At 66.1% G+C, this 22,874-nt stretch carries 21 protein-coding genes; 11 read left to right on the forward strand and 10 right to left on the reverse strand.

Annotated features, from left to right (window positions below):
• Positions 1 to 579: 579 nt before the first annotated feature.
• Together WC597_RS00370 and WC597_RS00375 are read left to right on the forward strand one after the other, a co-directional pair.
• The gene (locus WC597_RS00370; protein WP_372691240.1) at positions 580 to 927 is read left to right on the forward strand and encodes a hypothetical protein; all 348 of its coding nucleotides are present in this window, start codon (positions 580 to 582) and stop codon (positions 925 to 927) included.
• A 46-nt stretch (positions 928 to 973) separates the two neighbouring features.
• Positions 974 to 1,612, forward strand: a complete 639-nt coding sequence (locus WC597_RS00375; RefSeq protein ID WP_372691241.1) for a hypothetical protein — start codon at positions 974 to 976, stop codon at positions 1,610 to 1,612.
• 114 nt (positions 1,613 to 1,726) lie between these two features.
• On the opposite strand, the gene glf is transcribed toward WC597_RS00375, so the two are convergent.
• The 5 genes from glf to WC597_RS00400 all read right to left on the reverse strand — a co-directional run bounded on the left by glf (position 1,727) and on the right by WC597_RS00400 (position 8,528).
• Positions 1,727 to 4,078, reverse strand: a complete 2,352-nt coding sequence (gene glf / locus WC597_RS00380) for a UDP-galactopyranose mutase (protein WP_372691242.1) — start codon at positions 4,076 to 4,078, stop codon at positions 1,727 to 1,729.
• Between the two features lie 98 nt (positions 4,079 to 4,176).
• On the reverse strand, positions 4,177 to 5,424 hold the full coding sequence (locus WC597_RS00385; protein ID WP_372691243.1) for a family 1 glycosylhydrolase: 1,248 nt from the start codon (positions 5,422 to 5,424) through the stop codon (positions 4,177 to 4,179).
• A gap of 59 nt (positions 5,425 to 5,483) precedes the next feature.
• On the reverse strand, positions 5,484 to 6,497 hold the full coding sequence (gene galE / locus WC597_RS00390; protein ID WP_372691244.1) for a UDP-glucose 4-epimerase GalE: 1,014 nt from the start codon (positions 6,495 to 6,497) through the stop codon (positions 5,484 to 5,486).
• A gap of 21 nt (positions 6,498 to 6,518) precedes the next feature.
• Entirely contained in the window at positions 6,519 to 7,043 is a 525-nt protein-coding gene (locus tag WC597_RS00395; protein WP_372691245.1) for a hemerythrin domain-containing protein, read from the reverse strand.
• A 291-nt stretch (positions 7,044 to 7,334) separates the two neighbouring features.
• Positions 7,335 to 8,528 carry an alpha/beta fold hydrolase gene (locus WC597_RS00400; RefSeq protein ID WP_372691246.1) on the reverse strand — a complete coding sequence of 398 codons (1,194 nt, stop codon included), beginning with the start codon at positions 8,526 to 8,528 and terminating at the stop codon, positions 7,335 to 7,337.
• 858 nt (positions 8,529 to 9,386) lie between these two features.
• Between WC597_RS00400 and WC597_RS00405 the strand changes: the two genes are divergently transcribed.
• The 6 genes from WC597_RS00405 to WC597_RS00430 all read left to right on the forward strand — a co-directional run bounded on the left by WC597_RS00405 (position 9,387) and on the right by WC597_RS00430 (position 14,096).
• The gene (locus tag WC597_RS00405) at positions 9,387 to 10,334 is read left to right on the forward strand and encodes a manganese catalase family protein (RefSeq protein WP_372691247.1); all 948 of its coding nucleotides are present in this window, start codon (positions 9,387 to 9,389) and stop codon (positions 10,332 to 10,334) included.
• 383 nt (positions 10,335 to 10,717) lie between these two features.
• Positions 10,718 to 11,413 carry a Crp/Fnr family transcriptional regulator gene (locus tag WC597_RS00410; protein ID WP_372691248.1) on the forward strand — a complete coding sequence of 232 codons (696 nt, stop codon included), beginning with the start codon at positions 10,718 to 10,720 and terminating at the stop codon, positions 11,411 to 11,413.
• A 184-nt stretch (positions 11,414 to 11,597) separates the two neighbouring features.
• Positions 11,598 to 11,909: a hypothetical protein gene (locus tag WC597_RS00415; protein WP_372691249.1), complete on the forward strand. Its 312-nt coding sequence runs from the start codon at positions 11,598 to 11,600 to the stop codon at positions 11,907 to 11,909.
• Complete coding sequence (locus tag WC597_RS00420; RefSeq protein WP_372691250.1) at positions 11,906 to 12,658, forward strand: histidine phosphatase family protein; 753 nt, start codon at positions 11,906 to 11,908, stop codon at positions 12,656 to 12,658. The genes WC597_RS00415 and WC597_RS00420 overlap by 4 nt, the downstream gene beginning before the upstream one ends.
• The gene (locus WC597_RS00425; RefSeq protein ID WP_372691251.1) at positions 12,655 to 13,530 is read left to right on the forward strand and encodes an NAD(P)H-hydrate dehydratase; all 876 of its coding nucleotides are present in this window, start codon (positions 12,655 to 12,657) and stop codon (positions 13,528 to 13,530) included. The genes WC597_RS00420 and WC597_RS00425 overlap by 4 nt, the downstream gene beginning before the upstream one ends.
• Positions 13,503 to 14,096: a DNA-3-methyladenine glycosylase gene (locus WC597_RS00430; protein WP_372691252.1), complete on the forward strand. Its 594-nt coding sequence runs from the start codon at positions 13,503 to 13,505 to the stop codon at positions 14,094 to 14,096. The genes WC597_RS00425 and WC597_RS00430 overlap by 28 nt, the downstream gene beginning before the upstream one ends.
• Before the next feature lie 157 nt (positions 14,097 to 14,253).
• On the opposite strand, the gene WC597_RS00435 is transcribed toward WC597_RS00430, so the two are convergent.
• Complete coding sequence (locus tag WC597_RS00435; RefSeq protein ID WP_372691253.1) at positions 14,254 to 15,063, reverse strand: SDR family NAD(P)-dependent oxidoreductase; 810 nt, start codon at positions 15,061 to 15,063, stop codon at positions 14,254 to 14,256.
• Positions 15,064 to 15,183: 120 nt separating this feature from the next.
• Here WC597_RS00435 and WC597_RS00440 point away from each other — a divergent pair, with 120 nt between their 5' ends.
• Genes WC597_RS00440 through WC597_RS00450 form a run of 3 tightly spaced genes read left to right on the forward strand, consistent with a single transcriptional unit; the run spans position 15,184 to position 17,965 of the window.
• Positions 15,184 to 15,756, forward strand: a complete 573-nt coding sequence (locus tag WC597_RS00440) for an SRPBCC family protein (protein ID WP_372691254.1) — start codon at positions 15,184 to 15,186, stop codon at positions 15,754 to 15,756.
• A 41-nt stretch (positions 15,757 to 15,797) separates the two neighbouring features.
• Positions 15,798 to 16,973, forward strand: coding sequence for a zinc-dependent alcohol dehydrogenase (locus tag WC597_RS00445; protein WP_372691255.1), 1,176 nt, complete (start codon positions 15,798 to 15,800; stop codon positions 16,971 to 16,973).
• 11 nt (positions 16,974 to 16,984) lie between these two features.
• The gene (locus WC597_RS00450; RefSeq protein WP_372691256.1) at positions 16,985 to 17,965 is read left to right on the forward strand and encodes an ATP-dependent DNA ligase; all 981 of its coding nucleotides are present in this window, start codon (positions 16,985 to 16,987) and stop codon (positions 17,963 to 17,965) included.
• 13 nt (positions 17,966 to 17,978) lie between these two features.
• Here the strand turns inward: WC597_RS00450 and WC597_RS00455 are convergent, their stop codons facing one another.
• The 4 genes from WC597_RS00455 to WC597_RS00470 all read right to left on the reverse strand — a co-directional run bounded on the left by WC597_RS00455 (position 17,979) and on the right by WC597_RS00470 (position 21,895).
• Complete coding sequence (locus WC597_RS00455) at positions 17,979 to 18,584, reverse strand: cysteine hydrolase family protein (RefSeq protein ID WP_372691257.1); 606 nt, start codon at positions 18,582 to 18,584, stop codon at positions 17,979 to 17,981.
• Between the two features lie 6 nt (positions 18,585 to 18,590).
• Positions 18,591 to 19,094 carry a ferritin-like domain-containing protein gene (locus WC597_RS00460; RefSeq protein WP_372691258.1) on the reverse strand — a complete coding sequence of 168 codons (504 nt, stop codon included), beginning with the start codon at positions 19,092 to 19,094 and terminating at the stop codon, positions 18,591 to 18,593.
• Positions 19,095 to 19,404: 310 nt separating this feature from the next.
• Entirely contained in the window at positions 19,405 to 21,501 is a 2,097-nt protein-coding gene (locus WC597_RS00465) for a glycoside hydrolase family 65 protein (protein WP_372691259.1), read from the reverse strand.
• On the reverse strand, positions 21,494 to 21,895 hold the full coding sequence (locus WC597_RS00470) for a DUF6766 family protein (RefSeq protein WP_372691260.1): 402 nt from the start codon (positions 21,893 to 21,895) through the stop codon (positions 21,494 to 21,496). Before WC597_RS00470 ends, WC597_RS00465 begins: the two co-directional genes overlap by 8 nt.
• Between the last annotated feature and the right edge of the window lie 979 nt (positions 21,896 to 22,874).

Consider the following 22,874-nt stretch of genomic DNA (forward strand, 5'->3'; position numbering starts at 1 on the left):
GTTTTCGGCGCAGAGAGGAAGGCCCTGTCGAACCGCACCTGCTCGGAACCGGGCTCCAGGGTGGCCACGAAACCGAGGGGTTCCCATGATCGCGTCTGCGCCCCCTCAGCCCGCCACCATTCGGCCGTATTGGCGGCCTTGGGCAGCAGAGCGCCAAGACGCCGCTCGATCTCCGTGAAGCTGAGTTCGACCGCGGCCCCTTTTTGGCGCTTCAGAAATCTAGCGAGTGAATCGTACTTCCCCATTGGCGCTTAAGGCCGTATCCGCGCGGAAACATCAAGATCGGCGTTTCGAAGCGGTTCGGCCGACACGCCCTCTGGGAGGTTTGGGGTGGAGGACGACGTCAGCCTGCGCCCTCTTGCGGCGACGACGGAGCGGTAACCGGAGGCGGGGCTCGGCCTTCGCGCCACTGGTCGCCTTATCCATCGAAACGCCTTGCGCCGATGCCCGCGCCCAGTTCGTAATCGGCCCAGGACCTGCACCCGTCCAGACCGCGTCGATCCAAATCATCAACCTGAGCCTTTGGAACAATGATGCTCGGCGGCCTTTTTCAGTGGGCAACCCTGAAAGGAATGCCCAATGTTGAAAGCTGCTCTCGCCGTCTCGGCGACCGCTGTCCTCCTCACCGCGTGTGGGAATAATGAGCCTGCCGATGCGCCCGTCGAAGGTCCGGCCGTCTCGTCAGCCGAAGCCCCCATGAACCCGGCCGTCGACACCCAGGACACGTCTGAACAGGCTGCGCTCACCCCCGGCGCCAATTCCTTCACCGAGGGCCAGGCCAAGTCCGCCATCGAAAAGCAGGGCTACGTTGTTTCCGGCCCCCTGACGCAGGACGATCAAGGCATCTGGAAAGGCCAGGCATCTCGCGCAGGCGGTGAATCGACCACGGTCTCGGTGGACTACAAGGGCGTCGTAACGCCCCAGTAACGGCCCTGACTTTCCACTGTTTTCTCAACATCAAGGAGCCAACATCATGGCGACTGTTACGCGGCTGTTCGACAGCCACACCCAAGCCCTGGACGCCGTCTCGAAACTTGAGGCTGCCGGCGTCTCCCACGACAAGATCAGCATCGTCTCGAACAATGCCGACAAATGGCATTCGGGAACTGGAAATCATAACGCCGGACCTCTCGGGGACCGAAACGGCGATGGAGAGAACGATGTCGCTGACGGCGCAGGCAAGGGCGCGGCCACGGGCGGCGTGCTCGGCGCCGGCGCCGGCGTCCTGGCAGGATTGGGCATGCTCGCCATTCCCGGACTCGGGCCCGTGGTCGCCGCCGGCTGGCTCGCCTCGACAGCGGTCGGCGCCGCAGTCGGCGCCGCAGCCGGCGGTGCAACCGGCGGCCTGCTCGGCGCGCTGAAGGAAGCCGGACACAGCGACGAAGAGGCGCATGTCTATTCCGAAGGCGTGCGTCGAGGCGGAACACTCGTCAGCGTCAAGGCTGACGGCGACGACGCCCAACGTTTGCAAACGATCCTCGACGGCAGTCGCGGCTTCGACGCCACGACGCGTGGTGAAGCCTACCGCCAGTCCGGCTGGTCCGGTTTCGATGCCGCGGCCCAGCCCTATACATCGGAGCAAATCGAACTCGAACGCGCCAAATACCGATAGGCGGGGTTCTACGTGCAACGCCGTCTATAACCGCTGAGGAGCGGCCCGATGTCCAACATCGGGCCGCAACGGCGTGGGAGCCGCGCTGGACGAAGCTGGGCGTTACGGCGCGATCTAGACACGCGCCGTAACGCCCCCCTCGGACACAAGGCCAACGCCGCCCCGTCGGCGTTTATCCATCTTGCGATAGGTCGCCAGCGCCTGACCCACGACCTGGTCCATGTTGTAGTAGCGGTAGGTCGCAAGACGTCCAGCGAAGACCACGTCAGAGCGCCCTTCGGCCATCGCCTCGTATCGCTTGAAAAGAGCCTGGTTCTCCGCTCTCGGGATTGGATAATAGGGGTCGCCCTCGGCCGTCGGATATTCGTAGGTCACGCTGGTCTTGGGATGCACCTGGCCCGTCAAATGCTTGTATTCGGTGACCCGGGTGTAGGGCGTCGCCTCGGCCGGCGCATTGACGGTCGCGACGGACTGGAACTGCTCCCGGTCCAGCGTCTCATGCTGGAAGCGCAGCGAGCGGTAGGGCAAGGGTCCATGGCAGTGATCGAAGAACTCGTCGATCGGTCCGGTGTAGATCAGGCGATCAAAGGTCACCTCATCGACGATGTCGCGATAGTCGACGCCCGTCTCGACGCGGATGTTTTCGTGGTCGAGCATGCGCTCGAACATTCGGGTGTAACCCTCCAGCGGCATCGCCTGGAAGGTGTCGGTGAAGTAGCGGTCGTCGGTGCTGGTCCGGGTCGGGACGCGTGACGTCACCGACTTGTCGAGGTCCGAGGGGTCCAGGCCCCACTGCTTTCGCGTATAGCCTCGGAAGAAGGTCTCATAGAGCTCGCGGCCGACAGCCGAGACGACCACGTCCTCGCTGGTCCGCACCTTCTCAACCGGCTCCGCACGCGCGGCCAAGAATTGCGCTGCGGCTTCGTCCGTCTGCAGGTCGAGATCATACAGGATGTTCAGCGTCGTCCGATTGATCGGCATAGGCGCCAGCTTGTCGCCGACCTGCGCAAGCACCCGATGCTCATAGGGACGCCACCGCGTGAAACGCGACAGATAGGCGAAGACGTCGGCCGAATTGGTGTGGAAGATATGCGGCCCATATTCGTGGATCAGCACCCCCGCCTCATCGAGGCGGTCATAGGCGTTGCCGCCGATGTGCGGCCGTCGATCGACGATCAGAACGCTCATGCCTGCGTCCGCCGCCAACCGTTCGGCCAGGACGGAACCGGCGAAGCCCGCCCCGACGACCAGGGCGTCGTAGTGGTCGCGACGCGCGGGGCGTGTCGCCCGCGTCGCCGACGTCGCGCCCCGCGCGGTGGCGGCCCGATCGACAAGGGCGCTCATGCGGATGTGGGTCTGGTCCCATGACAGATCCGCCAAGGCGGCGTCCGCCTCGGTCAGCCATTGACCCGTTCTGTCGCCGGCCAGGACCAGGGCGGTCTCGCAGGCGGCGACGAAGGCTTCCGGGGTCGCCGCGATGGCGACGGCGTCCAGATCGCCGTAGTGGCGCACGACGTCGCGGATCGGGGTCGAAACGACAGGCCGCCCCCCCGCCAGATACTCCGGCGTTTTCGTCGGACTGATGAACTGGGTCGAGTCATTGACCGCAAACGGCATCAGGGCGACGTGCCAGCGGCCGAGTTCGGCCGGCAAGGCGTCGTAGGATTGTCCGCCAGGATAATCGATGTTGGGGCGACGCGGCAGATCGTCCTCCGAGATCTTCACCACCGGGCCGACCATGACGAAGGTCCAGTCCGGCCGCGCGTCGGCGACCGCAGCGATCAGGTCGAGGTCCATCCGTTCGTCGATGACGCCGTAGAAGCCCAGGGTCGGCGTCGCGTTCGACGGGACGTCGCGGGCCTGGGCGAAATGGGCCCGATCCACGCTCGAGGGGAAGGGGTGGATATTGGCGTGCAGGTGGGCCTTGGCTTCGTAGAGGCTGTAGCCGCCGGTAAAGACCACATCGGCCGTTGCGATCAGCTCCTGCTCCAGCGGACGCAGTCCGGGCGGAGCGAAGCGGAAGTTGGCCAGCTCGTCCATGCAGTCATAAACGACCGCCGCAGCCTGCAGATGCCGCGAGAACGGCAACATCATCGGCGTATAGTACCAGAGCACCGGCCGGACGACGCCTTGCTCGGTCAGCAGTCCGTCGAGCAAGGCCTTGAGTCGCTCTTGCCTCGCGGGTTCGGACAGGCCATTCGGCACCCGGGGCGTGGCGATGACGACGCCGCTCATCGGACAGACGCGCGTCTGCACCCAGGGCTGAGGACCGTCCTCTGGGATCGGTTCTTCGAAATAGATGACCGTCCTCGATTGGGCGAACCGCGTCATCAGATGCTGGGGGCGCTGAAAGACGAAGTCCCAGCGCAGATGAGAAAAACACACGATGGGATCGCGGCGGGCCGAGGGGGCGAGGTCGATGACCTCTGCGCCGGCGGGGGCGCGGTCTTTGGAGGCGGTGATCATCATTGGGATCCTTGGTTCTGGCGCCCGCGAGGCGGTCGCCGTGGCCTTACGGCCGGGTTGGCGTTTGCGGGACCGGGGCGGTCCCGAAGGTCGGGGGGTCAGGCGGCGAGAACGCCATCCGGCGGGTCATCGATCTCGGGATGGAAGCATCTTCGCTCTTCATGCGACCACCACCCCCCGCCTGCGGGAGGATCGCTCGCCTCTCGCCGAGCCAATCCCGTGAGCCATCGCGCCAGGTCGCCGGCGACGGGTTGGCCGGAGGAGACGTCGAACGCGCCAGCCTCGTATCGACCCTGCGTCCGGGTCAGGAGGCTGTCCCAGTCGATCGCGCCGAGCAGGGACCAGGTCGTCACGGCCTCGATCGTCACGCCCTCGGCCGACAGGTCGCTCGCCGCTCGCCAGCATTGGTGGAACCAGCGGATCTGTTCATCGGGCTCCGCCCCGATATGGCATTCCGTGACGGCCAGAGGCAGGCCGTACCGGTCCCAAAGCCTCGATAGATGATCGCGCCAGCCGCCAAGTCGCGGCGACATCGCCCTGACCGCCTCCACATCGGCATAGGCCAGTTCGGCGTTCGCGCCGTGCGACGCCGGCGGGTAGCGATCAAGCCGGTGATCGAGGAAGCGGTCGCTCGTCACATAGTGGTTCATGCCGATCACGTCCGGCGGGCACGGGTCTTCGGAAATGACGGCGAGCCTGTCGCCCAGGCCGAACGACACCAGACGCGGGAACAGGGGATGACCCGCCGTCACCCGGCCGCACAGAAGGTCCCAGGTCATCAGTCGGCGATCATTCTCGAACCGGACCTGGGACGCGCAGGGCGCTGTGCCGTAGGTCGCGCCGAAGTCCTCGGTCTGCACCAGCCTGGCCTCAGGATTGACGCGCCGGATCGCCTTCATCGACAGTCGCGTCGCATCGATCTGGTTCAGCAGCGCCAGCCAGAAGTCGCGTTCGTCGGTCCGGTGCGGATACCAATGGCCGTAGAGGGCGCTGAACCGCGCGGTCGTCAGCGGCTCGTTCACCGGCGTCCAGTCCCGGACCCATGAATAGCGTTCGGCGGTGCGGGCCGCATGGCGCGCCAGCCCCTCCGCGACGCCCGGATCAAGGAGATCGGTCCAGGCCGGTCCAGAACCGTGATGCAGAAGCCCGACGATGGGCCGCACGCCTAGAGACCTCAGCCGCGACAGGCGCCGGTCTGGCCACGTCCAATCCCAGACGCCCTGCGCGGTTTCGGTCCTCTCCCAAAGCACCGGATAGCGCAGGACCTCCAGACCCAGTTCGGCGAACCGGTCAAGATCGTCGATCCGGTCGTGATGGCCGCTCAGTCGCGTCTGATCGCGCCACACATCCCCAATCCGGTTGAGCGTGCATTCGGGTCCGCCCCAAAGCACGGGTCCGCAGCCGGTCATGCGGCGTTCGGCAGGATGGAAGCGCCGAAGCGCCGATTCCTGCGCCAGGCGACGGCTGTGGCGATGATCGTCTGGAGATCGTCGAACTCCGGTCGCCAACCCAGCCGCGCCGCCGCCCGCGACGGATCGGCGACGAGCACCGGCGGATCGCCCGCCCGGCGCGGGCCGACCTCGTAGACAGGTGGCCGGCCACAGGCTGCGCCCACCGCCTTGATCACCTCGACCACCGAAGCCCCGACGCCTCGGCCGAGATTCATCGCTTCGAAACCGCGGTCGATCCTGTCCAGACCGAGCGCCAGCACATGGGCCCGCGCCAGGTCCGCCACATGAATGTAATCGCGAACGCAGAACCCGTCCGAGGTGGCGAAGTCGTCACCGAACACGGTCAACGGTCGCCCGCCCGCCAAGGCCGCCTCGATGGCAAGGGGGATCAAATGGGTCTCAGGATTGTGCGCTTCCCCGATCTGACCCTCGGCGTCCGCGCCTGACGCGTTGAAATAGCGCAGCGCCACCGACTCCAGTCCGAAGGCGGCGCAGTGGGCGGCGATCATCCGCTCTCCCGCCAGTTTGCTGTCGCCGTAAGGGTTGATCGGATTGAGCGGGTCCGTTTCCTGAAGCAGGCCGGACGTCGATGGCGTTCCATAGACGGCGGCCGTGGACGAGAAGATCAGCCGTCCCACGCCCGTGTGCCGCATGGCGGACAGCACGGCGGCCACGCCGTTGACATTGTGATCCCAGTAGAGGTCCGGACGATGCATCGATCGGCCCACCTCGATCAGTCCGGCGAAGTGGATGACCCCCACGATTCTGTTGTCGCTCATCGCCTTCGTGAGGCGTTCCGCATCGCGCACATCGCCCTGGACCAGCGGTCCCCACAGCACCGCCCCTTCGTGTCCGTTGCTGAGATCGTCGTAAACGACCGGCTGGTACCCGGCCTGTGACAGGGCCTTGCACGTGTGAGAGCCGATATAGCCCGCGCCCCCCGTCACGAGGATCCGGTCAGCAGCCATGACGGTTGAATCCTCCCGCCATCATCCGACGTATCTTTCGTATTCCTCGGCGTAGCGCGCCGTCAGCAGAGCGGAATCACCCGCCTGGTTCCGAAGATCGAGAAACCAGCCGGACTCCTCTTCGAACATGTGGGTCAGGACCGCCCCCTCGATATGTTCAAGCTTGTCCAGCCACTCGGGTTTGGACGCCGGGATGCGCTCCAGCTCCGCCATCTGGGTCTTGGCTACGGTCTGCTCGAGGTACGCCTGGGCGGCGTGCGCCTTATGGTCGGCCTTCCCCAGCGCGGGATACAGCACGATTTCTTCCGCCAACGAATGGCCGTTCAACACCAGGGCCAGGGCCTTGAAGGCGGTCTTGCGCTCCGCCGCCGACCGCGCGGCCCGCGCCGTCGCGAACGCGTCGCGGATGAGATCGTGGTGGTCCAGAACCAGCGTCAGCCAGTCGCCGGGCTTCGCAGCAGCGCGCGCCTCCGCCGTTGCGTCCGCACGCTTTTCCGCGTCCGGCAAGGGCGTCACCGCCGCCATGAGCTTGTCGATCACAGACATTGTTTTCTCCGTCCAACTTCAATGGCTAAGCGACGGATCGATTGATGGTTCCTGTGTCGGCGTCCCGACTCGAAGCGCGCCGTTCTCAGTCGCCGCGCCGTCAGCCGGCGCGTCTCGGCCCCCACCGTCCGCATTCGGTTCCGGCGAGTGTGAGGACCAGAACATCCCCGGGGATGACCCGTGCCAGTCGTAGCTGAGCCTGTCCTCGCGCCTGCTCATCCGTCATGGCGCGCAGGCTTTCTTCAGAGACCGAACGGCCGTTCCGAACGGTCGACAAGGTGTATCTGGGCATCAGGAGAGATTGAGCGAGGCGCTCGCATCGACGCGATCAAGCGGCCGATCCTGAGCGCTCTCGGCGACAAAGGCCGCGATGCGTCCGTTGTAATGATGATCCCGCTCGAGAAACCCCATGTGATTGACGCCTGTGACCGGGTCCAGGGATCCAGCGGACGCGGTTTCGACCAACGCTTCGCTGGCCTCCAGCTTCGTGACCAGGTCGAGAGTCCCGCCGATGATCAACACCGGACACGCCATGGCCGCGATCGCCCCTGAGGCGTCCCAGTCGAACATAGCCAGGTTGCCCTTGGCGAGAACCGCTTGCGAATTGCGCGTCCCCAGTAGCGTCGTATGCTCGAGCTGGCTGCGAGTCACGGCCCTGCCAAACTGCAGACGGTTGGCGAGATGCGCGGTTCCGTTCAGGTAGGATTGCCAGGCGCTCAACCAGGCCAGAGGCGCACACAGCACCGTCAGCTTGAACATGGGCTCCAGAAGGGGGCGGCGCAGGGCCGTCATCAAGGGACTGAGCACCATGGTCCGCAAAGGATTCGTATAGGTCGTGTTGAGGAGCACGACACCGACCACGCGCGCACTGAACAGAGCAGGGCGATCGCGGGCGAGCGTCTGAATCGTCATGCCGCCGATGCTGTGCCCGATCAGGATGACGGGCCGAGGCGCCGCCTCCTCGATCAGTTGCGCCAGGTCGGTCGCGAAGTTCGCCACGGCGATCTCGCCCGTCGGGGGCGCCTTGGATTGGCCGAGCCCCGGCAGGTCCCAGGTGACAAGACGATGAGGGACAAGGCTCCGCTCTACGCCCAGGCGACGCTTCAGGTATTGCCAGATGGTGCTGTCGAGCCCCCAGCCATGGGTGGCGATGACCACGGGCCCGTCCTCCCCGCCCTCGCTTTCGACATAGAGCGTCGCGCCGGTTGGACTGGTCGTCATCACGCCGCCCCCCCGGTGCGCCCGCGTGGGTTCGATATCGGCTTTCGCGAGGAAAAGCAGAGCGAAGGCTCGCCCCCCCAGGCTCCAGCCCACCACGCCTACGGCGAGCCAAAGGCGCCAGTCCTCGCGCACGCGCAGGGGAACGCCCGAGGGGTCCAGCAGGACGTCGCCCCGCCACCAGGTCCAGAGGAGGTAGGCGACAAGGGCGAGAATGAGAAAGCCGAAGAGCGAGAGCAACGCCCGCACGAGAGGGATGAGGGGCATGGGACGTCCTGACAGCGCGGTCGTTGCGGCACAGGGCAAATGCGGCCCCATCGGCCGCGTTCCAATGTCGTCTTGGCGACAGAAACAGCCATCCATCCCCCTCTCTTCCGCCCACAGGATGGGCCCGACAGTCTCCGCCATGGCGAGACGCTTCGGCGAGGGAGGCGGGTCGGGCCCGTAGCCGGCGCTCCGGAAAAGCGTTCGGGAGGCCTACACACTCAACCCGGCCCTCCCCTGCGGGACGTCGCTCCGATCTTGCTCGGCGCAGACTCTGGGAAGGAACGCCTCAAGCCGAAAACTTCGACGGTCGCGATGTCCTTATCGGCGAGGGCGAGGCCTTGACCCGCGGGCGAGGCCTTGACCCTGGCACACGTCGCAGCGGATATCGCCGCCAGCCTCCGTTGCAGGACCCGTTCTGTGCGACGCCGCTCAAGCGGTCCTCGACACTGTGATGGCGCCCGACGCGGTCCGATCGATGTCACCGGACAGAGGGTGATGCCTTTCTAAACCCGGGGGTGAAGCACGCTGCGTCGCCTCGGGCACACTCCCCCGCGTCAGCTGGATCGGCTGGGCCTCACAGCGGCGCACGGGGCGTGATCCGAGACCGCGCCGGATCGACACAACGTGCGCGCAAACGAACTCGGACGTTGGGCGTTCCAGAGTCGTGAGGACGACTTTCGCATAGAGTATTCATCACCACGCCGGTCCGCATTCCTCTGCTTCAGTCAAATGTCGCCGAGCCGACATTCGCATGAATAGCGGCTAAGCCAACAAATCCATGCCTGGTTACTGGAACGACTGGCGAACCAAAGGGGTTGTTGCGTGAGATTCATAGCTTATCCCTAAAGGACGATCTCAATGTTCATGCACAACAAGAGGCTACAGTATACGGTACGGGTCGCTGAGCCCAATCCGGCGCTGGCATCGCTGCTCCTTGAGCAGTTCGGGGGACCGGACGGCGAACTTTCCGCCGCGATGCGCTACTTCACCCAAGGTCTGGGCGAGCTCGATCCCGGCCGCAAGGACCTCCTCATCGATATTGCGACGGAGGAGCTCAGCCACCTCGAGGTGATCGGGTCGATCATCGCCATGTTGAACACCGGCATCAAGGGTCAGCTCGCCGAAGCGTCGATGGCGGAAGCCGAGCTCTACATGGCCCTGAACGCCGGCGGCGACAGCCACACCCAATCGCTGCTCTACGGCGGGGGCCCTTCCTTGACCAACTCTTCCGGGGTGCCTTGGACCGCCGCCTATGTGGACAGCCGCGGCGATCCGACCTGCGACCTGCGATCCAACATCGCTGCGGAAAGCCGCGCGAAGATCGTCTACGAGCGGCTGATCAACATCACCGACGATCCCGGGATCAAGGATGCGCTTGGCTTCTTGATGACGCGCGAGATCGCGCACCAGAAATCGTTCGAGAAGGCGCTCTACGCCATCGAGGACAATTTCCCGCCGGGCAAGCTGCCGGGCATCGAGCGTTTCGCCAACATGTACGTCAACACCTCCCAGGGCGAAGGCGACGTCGACGGGCCGTGGAACAGCGGCGAACAGTGGGATCGTATCGACGACCTGGATCAGGTCATGCCGGCCGGTGATGGCGACGGCGGCGCGACGGTTGGCCTCGACAAGAAGACGCAAGGGGTCGTCGATAAACTCGCAGAGCGAACCCAGTCCGATCCGGCTGTGGATGCGGAGACGGGCGTTGATCTGGGGGCCGGCCCCGGCGCGGGGCGAGTCACCGATGAGGATTTCGGGGGGGCGGCAGACATCCAGGAGGCCGCGGCCCAGGCGAAAGCCCTCTGACCGAGCGGGGGGCCGGCGCAGGGGCGCCGGTCTCCTCAACGGCACAGGCTGGACTGCCTGGATGCCGATCAGTCCGTTCGGCTCGCCGTGCGCTTCAGAAATGATGGTGTCCTAGATCGGTGTTCAAGCGAAGCGTCTGCCGTCCCGCCTTGACCGCAAATCCGTTCTATCTGTCTCCGGCGTCCATTCCAGGCGACGGTTGGTGAAAGCCGACGTCGCAAGGCGTTCCTGGCGCGACGTCCGTCGTTCTGCAGCCTATCACCCGACATGCGCTCGCAACTCTCGCCGCGCGCGAGGCTTATGTCGTGGAGGCGACAGAAGTCCAGGCGCGACTCCTATACCGCCTCAGCGGTCGGGGTGGACGTCGTGGAGAGCGGGGCGGCATGAAAACGGCGGAAGCCAACGGCCTGTGGGCCGCAATGAACGACGAAGACAAGGTCATCCTGGGCCGGACAGCAGTCCTGTCCCATCTCCCGAAAGACGACGTTCTCCTCCAGCGCGGCGATGCGGTCGATCGTGTCTTCCTCCCGATCGACTCGGACATCAGCAACGTCATCCACCTCGCCAACGGCATGATGTCGATGGCGAGCAATGTGGGACGCGAGGGCGTGACCGGACTGGCGGCCTTCATGGCTGACGAACCGATCGGCTGGGACCTGCTGGTCGCGGTCGAGGGTTTAGCCCTGATGATCCCGACAGCGGCCTTCCGGGAGCGTGCGGATGCAAGCCCTCACCTTCAACAGCTTCTTCTCAGCCTCACCCACTACAACCAGATCGAGGCCGCCCAGAACGCCGTCTGCAACGCTCTACACCCCGTGCCCGCCCGCCTGGCGCGCTGGCTGCTCATGACGCAGGATCGGACGGGACGAGACGAGTACGACCTGAAGCAGGAAGATCTGGCCGACTTGCTCGGCGCCCAGCGCACGACCATCAACAGCGTCCTTCGCGCTTTTTCGGAAAGTGAAGCCGTGCAAAGTCGTCGAGGTCGGCTCCGGATCCTCAATCGAGACGCCCTGCTCCGGCAGACCTGTGAATGCTACGAGACGATCGGCAGCACCAGGTGGCGGAGGGGGCGCTAGGCTTGCGCCGCGAGGTTCGAAGGCTGGCGGGCCGGGCCGCAGCCAAGCACGCGCCCGCCTATCCGCCCCCCGGGCATCAAGGGCTCCCGACGCCAAGACCGTATGCGCCTGTTCCAACGGGCGGACCGTCCTCCGCCGTGCGGCCCTGACGTGAACCGCGGGCTTGCAGAGGTGTTGCACTCTCATGACCGCAAAAGACGCCTTGGCCTGCCGCCGCGCCCTGAGGGAAATCCGGGAGATCGCCGCCGTCGCCCTGCTGGACGGCGCTCGGATTTCTGAACAGGAATCGCTCCAGACAATTGCCGCCATCGCCGGATGGGCGGTCGACGACACCGGTTCTGCGCCGCCCGACTGCGGAGACATGATCCGACGCCTGGACGCTGCGATCGGCGAGGTGGACATCGAGGCCCTGGACGACCGTACCGCAACGGACCTGTTCCAGGATGTCGTCGCACTCCTCCAGACCCCTTCGGCGACCCGAGAGCCGACGGCGTGACGTCTCCGTGGCCCACCCGTCTCTGGATCGTCCGCCATGGGCAAAGCGCAGGCAACGTCGCCCGCGATCGTGCCCACGTCGCCGGCCTCGGGGAGATCGATCTCGATACCCGAGATGTCGATGTGCCGCTCAGCGATTTGGGGCAGGTGCAGTCCGAGGCTCTGGGCCGTTGGTTCGCGGCCCTTCCCCAGGCCGACCGCCCCACTGTCGTTCTGACCTCGACCTATCTGCGAGCGCAGCAGACCGCGACCGCGATCGCCGCAGCCGGGGGGCTCGCCAAGGCCGATCTCGCCTTCAGTATCGACGAACGCCTGCGCGAACGCGAATTCGGCGTGCTGGATCGGTTGACGAGCCAGGGCATCGAATCCCGTTACCCCGAACAGGCCGATGCCCGCCGTCGCCTGGGCAAATTCTACCATCGACCACCGGGCGGGGAGAGCTGGTGCGATGTGATTCTCCGGCTTCGGGCGGCGCTCGACACCCTCAGCCTGCATCATCGCGACGAACGCGTCCTGATCGTCGGCCACCAGGTCGTGGTCCTGTGCCTGCGCTATCTGCTGGAAGGACTGACCGAGACCGAGATCCTCGCCATCGACGCCGAGGGCGATGTCGCCAACTGCGGGGTGACGACCTATTCGCGAAACCGCGAGGGCGGTCTGACGCTCGAGGTCTACAACTTCGTCGCGCCGCTGGAAGACGAGGGGGCGCCGGTGACCTCGGCGCCGGACGCCAAGGTCGCCGCGCGATGACGACGCCCCTCGACGCCGCGGCCCTGTCCCATCATCCCCTCCCCGAGCTTCCTGCGGACGGCGACAAGGAAGACCGCGGCGCGGTCTTGGTCGTCGGCGGCGAAGCCGTGATGGCGGGCGCGGCGATCCTCGCCGGCGTGGCCGCCCTGAGCGTCGGGGCGGGCAAGCTGCAGATCCGGGCCGACCGCGCCTCGGCCGCCGCGATCGCCGTGGCTGTGCCGGAGGCCCGGATCGTCATTGCGGGAGCGATGAGCGCCTCCCCTTTGATTCAACAGGCCGTCAAGGCCTCGGCTCTCGTGCTCGGGCCGGGCATGGACACCGGCAAGGCCCGGCGGCGCCTGGCGTCGAGGTTGCTGGACGGAGCTCCCGCCGTGCCGGCCGTGATCGACGCCGGCGCCTTGCCTCTTTACAGCGAGGCCGACGCCTTCGCCCTGCTTGCCGGCGGCCGGACCGTCATGACGCCTCACGCCGGCGAGATGGCCGCAATCCTCAATCGGGCCAAGGACGACATCCGGGCCGATCCGCTCGGCGCCGCCCGTGAAGCGGCGGCCATGTTCCGGTCCGTGGTGGTCATGAAGGGAGCGACGACCTTCGTGGTATCCCCCGATGGCGCGGCCTGGCGCCATGACGGGGGCGTGGCAGGCCTCGGCACGTCGGGTTCTGGCGATGTCCTGGCGGGGGCGATCGGGGGGATTCTCGCGAGGGGCGCCCCGCCTATGGTCGCCGCCCTCTGGGGCGTCGTCCTCCATGCCCAAGCCGGGGCGGACCTCGCCGCCGCCGGCGAACCGCTGGGCTTCCTGGCGCGAGACCTTCCGGGTCGGTTGCCGTTGGTGCTCGCGCGACTGTGCGCCGCCTCGGGCGCTCCGTCCTGATCGCGCCCACAGGCCTGGGAGCGCTGCTGACCCGTCCGGCGCCGGAGGTCGCCGCCAGACTGATCGGCGCTCGTCTGAAAATCGACGGCGTGGGCGGGATCATCGTCGAGACCGAGGCTTACGATCGTCACGATCCCGCCTCGCACAGTTTCCGGGGACCGACGCTGCGCAACGCACCGATGTTCGGGCCGATCGGCCAGGCTTATGTCTACCGGATCTACGGCCTGCACTGGTGTCTCAACATCGTCTGCGACGCCTCAACACCCGGCAGCGCCGTCCTCATTCGCGCCCTCGAGCCTCTCTGGAACCTGGACGTCATGGCCGAACGCCGGGGCGCGGTTCGCCCCCGTGACCTCTGCGCCGGTCCCGGCCGCCTCTGTCAGGCGCTCGGGGTGACGGGGGCGTTCAACGCCCTGCCGGTCGCCGCCGCCCCGTTCGCGCTTGACCTTGGCCAACCCGAGCCGGTCCTCGTCGGCCCACGGATCGGCCTTCGACCGGGCGTCGAGACGCCCTGGCGGTTTGGCAGAGTCGGCTCGCCCTATCTCAGTCGCCCGTTTTCCGAATGAAAGCCGGATCCGATCCTGCGCGGCCCGTTCACCCGGCCACGCCGAAAGGGCGGTCACGTGGACTCGAAACCGTGATCTTGTCGTCGAGAGCGGGCTCATCGAGACCTGTCCATGCGGCGAGGAGATCCCTTCCGAGGCCCTGCTGGAGAGGGCGCGCCTATCTGATCGAGCCCTTCGGCTCTGCCTGTTTGCGATGCATTTCAGCGAGAACGGACTGGGGTGTGACAGCCGCCATCGCGGCCTGGACCTTGTTGCCGAGCCCGGCGACGACGTCGCCATCTCCGCGCTTCATCGCCTGATAGCCGATCTCGGCGACCCTGGCAGGATCCATCTTCGACTTGGACTGACCGACGGCGGTATCGTCCTGTCCGGCGCGGTGGAAGAACTCCGTGTCCGTCGGCCCCGGCATCAGGACGGTGACGCTGACCCCGCTATCCTTCAGCTCGTTACGCAGGGCGAACGAGAAACTGTCCACATAGGCCTTGGACGCATTGTAGACGGCGGCGAAGGAACCCGGCATCAGCCCGGCGATCGAGCCGGTCAGCAGGATTTGGCCGCGCCCCCGGGCGCGCATGTCGCGGCCGATCAGATGCAGCAGCCGGGTCGTGCCCGTGATGTTGGTGTTGATGACATGCAGAATGTCGTCGAAGGCCTGATCCAGAAACCCTCGGCCCAGGCCATGGCCCGCGTTGGCCGCCAGGACATCGACCGCGCGGCCCGCGACAAGATCGTAGAGCGACTGGACGCCGTCTTCCGTGGAAAGATCGGCCTGCAGCGTTTCGACCTGGGCGCCGTGCGCCTCGAACGCCGGCTTCGCCTCCGCCAGAGGCCGATCGGCGGCGACCACCAGGTCGAACCCGTCCCTGGCCAGAAGCTTGGCGAGTTCGTAACCGATGCCGGTTGATGCGCCGGTCACCACGGCGAGCGGGCGGACAGCATCGGCGGTCGTCAGCTGATCATCGGACATACGAGTCTCCGGGTTGGCTCTGTCGGCACAAGGGAGTGCGCGCGTCTCCGGTTCCGTATTGCGACGCTGGAACGCAGCCGCGTCGGACGGATTGGATAACCGACCAGACGGAGCACCCCCATGTCCTCATCCGAACCGATTTCGACCGACGCCGATGTCGCCTCCCCCGCCTTCATCGACAATGACAATGTCGAGGGCGATCACGCGGCTTCAACCATCCGTGCGGCCATGATCAACCGGCCTCGTCAAGACCTCTATGCCTTTTGGCGCGACTTCACGAACCTGCCGTCCTTCGCCGAGAACGTGAAGGCGGTCGAGATTCTTGACGGCGGCCGATCGCAGTGGACGATCGCCGGCCCCGCCGGCGCTGAGATCGATTTAGTGTCCGAAATCACCGAGGACATTCCCGGCGAGCGGATCGCCTGGCGCTCAAGCGAGGGCTCGGACGTCGATCACGAAGGGTGGATTGCGTTCAAGGACAACGCCTTCGGTCGGGGCACGGAGGTGCGCATCTTCATCAGCTACGACCCGCCAGCCGGCGCGATCGGCAAGGTCGTCGCCAAGGTGATGCAGCGCGAGCCCCGCATCCAGGCCCGCCGCGAACTCCGCCGCTTCAAGCAACTGATGGAAACCGGCGAGGTCTCGACCTCCAAGGCGCCTGACGCCGCACCTCGGGCAAGCCGTCACTTCTGATCCCGGGTTCGCCCGCCCACCCCCTTAACAGCGAGAGTCCCATGCGCGCACTCACATGGCACGGCAAACACAACGTTCAGGTCGACACTGTGCCTGACCCGCAGATCGTCAATCCCCGTGACGCCATCATCAAGATCACCGCCACCGCCATCTGCGGCTCGGATCTGCACCTTTACGACAGCATGATTCCGGGCATGTCCAACGGCGACATTCTCGGCCATGAGTTCATGGGCGTGGTCGAGGAAGTCGGCCCCGCCAACACCACGCTCAAGGTCGGCGACCGGGTCGTGGTGCCCTTCGTCATCGCCTGCGGCAAATGCTTCTTCTGCGATCATCGGATGCCGGCGGCGTGCGACAACTCCAATCCGGCGGACAAGGCGGATGCGACCGAGATCGCCTACGGCTATTCGGTCGCGGGCCTGTTCGGCTATTCGCATCTGACCGGCGGCTACGCCGGCGGCCAGGCCGAATACGCCCGGGTCCCCTACTCCGACTACGGCCCGATCAAGATCCCGGACGGTATCGAGGACGAACGCGTCCTGTTTCTGTCCGACATCTTCCCCACCGGATGGATGGCCGCCGAAAACGCGCAGATTCAGCCCGGCGACACGGTGGCGATCTGGGGCTGCGGCCCCGTCGGTCTATTCGCAATCAAGAGCGCGCTGCTTCAGGGCGCCGGCCGGGTCATCGCCATCGACCACCATCCCCGTCGTCTTGAACTGGCCAGGCAAAACGGCGCCGAGGTCCTCAACTATCATGAGGTCAAGGTGCGCGAAGCCCTGATGGAGATGACCGCCGGCATCGGGCCCGACAGCTGTATCGACGCCGTCGGCATGGAGGCGCACGGCTTCTCGCCTGACAACATCGTCGACGCCATCAAGCAGGAGACCAAGATCTTGGGCACCGACCGCCCTCACGTGCTGCGCGAGACCATCATGGCGGTGCGCAAGGGCGGCACGGTTTCGGTCCCGGGCGTCTATGGCGGCGTCGCCGACAAATGGCCGATCGGCGCTTTTATGGAGAAAGGCCTGACTCTGAAGACAGGCCAGACGCACGTGCAAAACTATCTGCCGCAGCTTCTCGAACTGATCCTCGACGGGAAGATCGACACCACCGATCTGATCTCGCACCGGCTGCCGCTGGAACAGGCCGCCGAGGGCTACAAGAATTTCAAGGAAAACCAGAATGAGTGGACCAAGGTCGTGCTGAAGCCCTGAGGCCTGACCCCATGCGCGCTGATCTGGACGCCCGCCCCATGGAGGCCCGGTCTCGGCCGGATCTGCCCGAGGGGGCGGAATGGATCTTTGAGCCCAAATGGGACGGGTTTCGCTGCCTCGCCTTCAAGCGAGACGGCCAGGTTCACCTGATCGCCAAGTCCGGAAAGTCGCTCAACCGCTTCTTCCCCGAGGTCGTCGAACGTCTCGCCGCCCTGCCTGAAACCCGGTTCGGTCTCGACGGCGAGCTGCTGGCCCGCGACGGCGACGCCTTCTCTTTCGAGGTGCTGCAGGCGCGTCTGCACCCCGCCGAGAGCCGAATCCGGCGTCTCGCCCAAGAGACACCGGCGATCTTCGCCGTCTTCGACATGCTGGTTGATGTGGATGACGCGGACCTGCGGTCGCTGCCCTGGTCCGAGCGCCATGTTCGGCTTGAGACGTTCCTTCGACGCTATCAGTCTGCGGAACTCACGCTCACACTCGGCGCGACAGATCGGGATCAGGCCCAGGTTTGGCTCGATGAAGGGAAACTGGAGGGCGTGATCGCCAAGTCCAAGGCCGGCCCCTACCTCGAAGGCGAGCGGGCCATGATCAAGGTCAAGCGCGCCCGCACAGCCGACTGCGTCGTCGGCGGTTTCCGCTATGCGTCGAACGCGCCGGTCGTCGGCTCGCTTCTCCTTGGTCTCTATGACGACGCAGGAAAACTCAACCACGTCGGCCATACGTCGGGTTTCGCGGGCATCGACAAGATCGCCCTGACCCGCGACCTGGAAGACTTGCGTGGCGGTGAAGGCTTCAGCGGTCGTTCCCCCGGGGGGCCGAGCCGATGGTCCACCGAGCGGTCGGCGGCCTGGGAACCGCTGCGGCCCGAGCGCGTGGTCGAGGTCGGCTTCGATCAGGTTTCGGACGACCGTTTCCGCCACGGCACGAAGCTGTTGCGCTTCCGCCCTGACAAGACGCCCGGCCAGTGCCGCATGGAGCAGCTGGAGAGTTAAGGGGGAACCTCCCTCAAGCCCAGTTGGCGAGGACCTCCGCGCTCTGCGCCGTTTCGACCTGCTGTCCGTAGCGATTGCGGTAAAGACCCAGCAGGGCGTCATGGCTCTCGTCGGAGGAACTGCACAAAGCATCCGTGACGACGATCACCCGGTACCCGAGATCGACCGCCCCCAGAACGGCGGCCAGAACGCAGACGTCGGTCTCTGCACCGGTGACGACCACCGTGTCCACGCCGCCGGTGCGAAGGGCGTCATCGAGCCCGGTGCCCGGCCACGGCGAATAGATCCGCTTGTCCAGAACACGGGCCGGCGGCGTGAAGGCCGCGAGGTCTGGGATCAAACTCACCCTCTCGGGGCCCAGCCGCTCGATCGTCATCTCCGGCCAGCGTTCCCAGTAGCCGCGCCAGGTTCCCCAACCCTCCCCCACCTCCGCAGCCGGCATGAAGCGGGTGAACCACGTCCGCTCGGACTTGCGCTTACAAATTCCGAGCACGATTGGAAGCACCCGCTCCATCCACGGCGTTCGCCAAGGGGTGTCCTCGGCGAACATCCGCTGCATGTCGATGCAGAGATGGACGGCGTTCTCAGGGATCGCGCCGCGGATCAGCCCGTCCGTCATGGCGGATCAGGCCGCTGCGGCCCCTTGGGCCTTCGCGTTGGCGGTGGCGTCCGCCAAGGCCGTCAGGCTTTCGTCCGTCGCCGATTCCTGCTGCAGGGTCTCGTCGAGAAGCGCTGCTGCGTCATGGAAGCCGAGCAGGGTCGCCCAACGCTTCAGCGTGCCGTAGCGGGTGATCTCATAGTGTTCGACCGCCTGAGCCGCCGCAATCAGGCCGGCGTCAAGCGCGTCGGTTCCCGCATACTCCTCGAGAATCTCGTCGCCTTCGGCGAGGATGCCTTCGATGGCGTCGCAGGTCTTGCCCATGGCGCGCTTGCCGATAATCTCGAAGACCTGTTGCAAGCGCTCGATCTGGCCTTCGGTTTCTTCGCGGTGTTTCTCGAAGGCCGCCTTGAGCTCGGGCGAGTTCGCGCCGCGCGCCATCTTGGGCAGCGACTTCACGATCTTGCGCTCGGCGTAATAGATGTCCTTGAGCGTGTCGTAGAACAGGTTGTCGAGGGTCTTCTCAGCCATCTGGGCGCTCCACGTTAAAGGGTGAACCCGTAAAAACCGTTCGCCGCGAAAGTGTTCCAATGTCCGATGGCGGAGGCGATCAGACCCGGCTGAGGCCCGTCGCCCCGCACGATCTGGCCGAGCTCGGCCTGTCGGCCGGCTTTCCGTTCGGTCTTCAGAGATTTAGCCGATGCGGCTCCTCATCCGACAAAGGAGTCTGTTGACGTCGGAGGACGTCCCGCCGGCGGGACGGATATCGGGGGATGTCGAGTTCTGGTCCATCTCGGTCTCCTGCAGGGGAAAGCCCTTGCCCGGTCGAGCCCGTTCCCGATCAGACCTCCGGCGTCAGTTCGGCCCGGTCCGCGCCGTGGCGCGCCAGAAGTCGCATCGGCCGCCCCCTCACCCACACCCGACCGATCTCGATCGCGGTCCAGCCCTTGGGCAGGACCACGGGACGGCGCGGCCAGGTCTGGGGATCGCCGTCGTCGATGACGAGCCCGGTCAGCCCGAGCATCAGACCCAGCAGCATTCCGCCGAGATTGGCGAAGAAGGGACCGGCCTTTACCTGGCTGTCGGGATGGTCGGGGCGGTATTCGAGGCACTGGTGGAAGCGCCCCTGGTCATAGGCCGCGTAGCCTTCCTCGAAGAGCTTGAGCGATAAGTCGCGGTCGCCAGTCATGGCCGCCCAGGTCGTGTACAGCGCCGGGAACATGGGGGCGCCGACGTATTCGGCCCAATGCTGCAGGTAGAAGTCGAGGGTGTTGCGTCGCTCCCGATCCGACGCGGGATGGTCGTAAGGAAAGAGCCCCGCCAGCGGCGACGGCGTCGCGCCCTTGGGCTCCGAGACCCGGAAGCCGTCATGGGCGGCGATCACCCCGTCGGACCGAACCGGCAGGTACAGGTCATCGGCTGTCGTCGTCCATTCGGGCGGGGCCGTCCGTCCGATCTGCTCGGCCGCCCGGATCGCGCGACGCAGGACTTGGATCGCGGCCATGATGGTGAAGGCGTCGTTGTCCGGCGGCTCAGGCACCTCGGCCGGTCCCGTGACGCGCAGGATCTCCAGCCCGCGCGTCGTCCTGGTCGTGCGGCTGACGATCCAGTCCGCCACCCCCGACAGGACCGGCCAGGCGTCCTCTTTCAGGAAGATCTCGTCGCCCGTGACGTCCGCATAGAGGCCGAAAGCCCGCGCCGTGTGCAGGGAGCCATGATCCTCGTGGGCGGCGCCGTCGCCGCCCCCGGGCGAAGCCTCCTGTCCCGACAGCGGCGCCGCCTCCCACGGGAATTGCAGACCCTCCCGTCCCGACAGTCGGGCGTTGGATCGGGCGGCGTCCAGGCCCCGGGTGCGAAAGTCGAGGATGGCGCGGGCCGCGTCGGGCTGGAAGAACAGCAACGGCGGGACGCAGAAGGCGTCCACATCCCACATCACGTGGCCGAAATAGTAGTTGTAGTCGTGCCAGGTCGCGAGGCCGAAGATCGAGGTCGCCGACGGCGAGGCTTCATGGGTCGAGCAGTTCAGGTAGAAGACCGCCGCGTCGATCAGGGCCTGATGCTCGCGGTTCGCGCCGTGCACGACGATCCGCCCCTTCCAGATTTCGGCCCAGGCCTCGCGATTGCGCCGGCGCAGGGCGTCGAATCCGCTCGCCTGGGCGCGGGCGACCCGACGAAGGGCTTCCTCGTCGGGCCGGTCGTGAAGGACGGACGGCAGGATGGCGACCAGCTGGCGCAACCTGACGGGCCGGTCGGGCCGGGCGCGCAGCCTGTATTCGGTGCGCAGCGGCCCGGATGCGTCCCAGGCCTGCACCGCCCGCTCCGCATCACCGCCGATGAGGTCCGTCGCCAGGGCGAAACCGCAGGTGCTGAGCGCGCCTTCCGCTTCCCAGAGCAATGAGCCGTCGCATGCTGGTTCCGGCTCGCCGGGGGTGTCGGTCCGGCGCCGGGCGACGCGCCCGCGCAGACCCCCGGTCTCGACCACGGCGCGCAAGGCCAGATCGCAGGGCTGATCGACCCGAACCGTGACCTCCTGCAGCACGATGGACGGAGCCGAGCGGCTGGCGAAGGTGACGACCTCCACCTTGGCGACCACGCCGGCGGCCTCATAGCGGAAGCCGCTGGTCAACTCCCCGGTCGCGAAGTCGTAGGCCTGCGCCAGATTGGACACTGCGGACGGCTGGTCGCTGAGCCAGACGTTGTTCAGCGCGAGATCCCCCGCCAGCGGATAGGGCGCAGGCGCGGCGGCCTCGACCCGGCGTTCGGGATGCTCGCCCGCGAAGCCGCTGACGATGGTCATCCCCGCCTGCAGCGGCTGTTCCCGGACGCGCAGGCCTATCAGTCCATTGCCGACATAGGCCGGCAGGTCGCCGTTGCGCGGACCCTGCGCCTCGGGCGGACTAATGGGCGTCGTGATCCGGGTTTCCGCCGTTCTAGGCATTGACGGGCGGATCCAGATGGATTTTGGCGTGGCCGCCCCGACGCTCGTGGGTCTCGTCGATCTCGCGAATGATGGCCTCGCCGCGCTCCTTGCCGACCAGCTGCAGAAGGGCGTCCAGCTTGGCTTCGGTGCGGTCGTCATTCTCCTTGGAAGCGGGCGAGCCGACGTAGAGGAAGTAGGCCAGGCCGACGACCTGCCAAAGCAGTTGGAGGAACTCCGACTGCCAGTTCTCGAAGGTGTCGCGCCCCATGATCATCAGATAAGGCGTCAGTTCGACGGCCTGTCCGTGCTGGCGGGCCTCATCGACATAGGTGAACCAGCCGAACAGCCAGTGGCCGAGAATCGAGATGGCGAAGAACCCCAGGGTGATCCAGGCGTAGGCGTAGCGTTTCATCGATCTCTCCGTGATCGTTGCCGTAATGCTGAAGCAGCCGGAGAGTTTCTTCGTCCATTCGCCGACATTGGAACTCGCATCGGACGCCCCGCTTGTTCCGAGGAGAGGAGAGTCTCCATGACTGACACAGAAATCCCCCGCCCAAACGCAAACGGCTCGGAGGAAGACGAAGGCTCCGGCGTTCGAAGTCCCGACCTGGTCAACCCGAATCAGCGGGGCCCCACGCCCCAAGGTTCTGCTAGCGGCGGCGAAGGTGCGGCCGGCGCCGGCGGCCCCGACGGATTTGGGACCGGCACATGAGCCGGCGCCTCTACAAGGTCGGGCTCGGACAGGATGGCGGCCCGTCCCGCCAGGTCCATGTGATGTCCGAAACCGATGTGCAGGCCGGGGACGCCGCCGCGCCCTTGTATGGCCCCAGGTGAGGCAATCCTCTCCATTGAGCAAATCGAGGATGATGGTTCGGTCTTGGTCGATGCGCCGCCGCCCAAGTCCCAGGCGGCTGAACTCGCTCCGGTCACGCCGGGGCGCCTGCAGCGCCGGACGTCTTAGGCCGGTCGCGGAGCCGGCTTTAACGGCCATTGTTCAGCGTCCGATCGGAATCCGGGCGGCTTGAGCGCGACGATGTCCTGCTCGCGGGCGACAAGCATCCGAGAACATAAAAGCCGCGTTCGGCAAGGCGTCTGTTCAACAATTCGATGTCGTCGGGACCAAACTCAGAGCGCGACGCAGTGTTGGTGTTGGCGTCCATTTGCCTTCCTCCCGGAGGGGAAAAACTCCCGAGACGTCGCTTCCGCAATTCACAGTCTCGGCATTATCGGAGGGTGATCCCGTCAAGCTGGACGGGGTGTTCGCTCCCGCCACGCAACGGAGCGCGTTCTCGCGATCCCCTTCGACCTGGAGGGCTCGATCGAACTGACATTCGGCCGAGCGTTGAGGCGCTTCGTGTCCATGGGCGCTGACTTTGTTCGACCCGGTTGGT

This window comes from Brevundimonas sp. (assembly GCF_041648115.1).
GTDB lineage: Bacteria > Pseudomonadota > Alphaproteobacteria > Caulobacterales > Caulobacteraceae > Brevundimonas.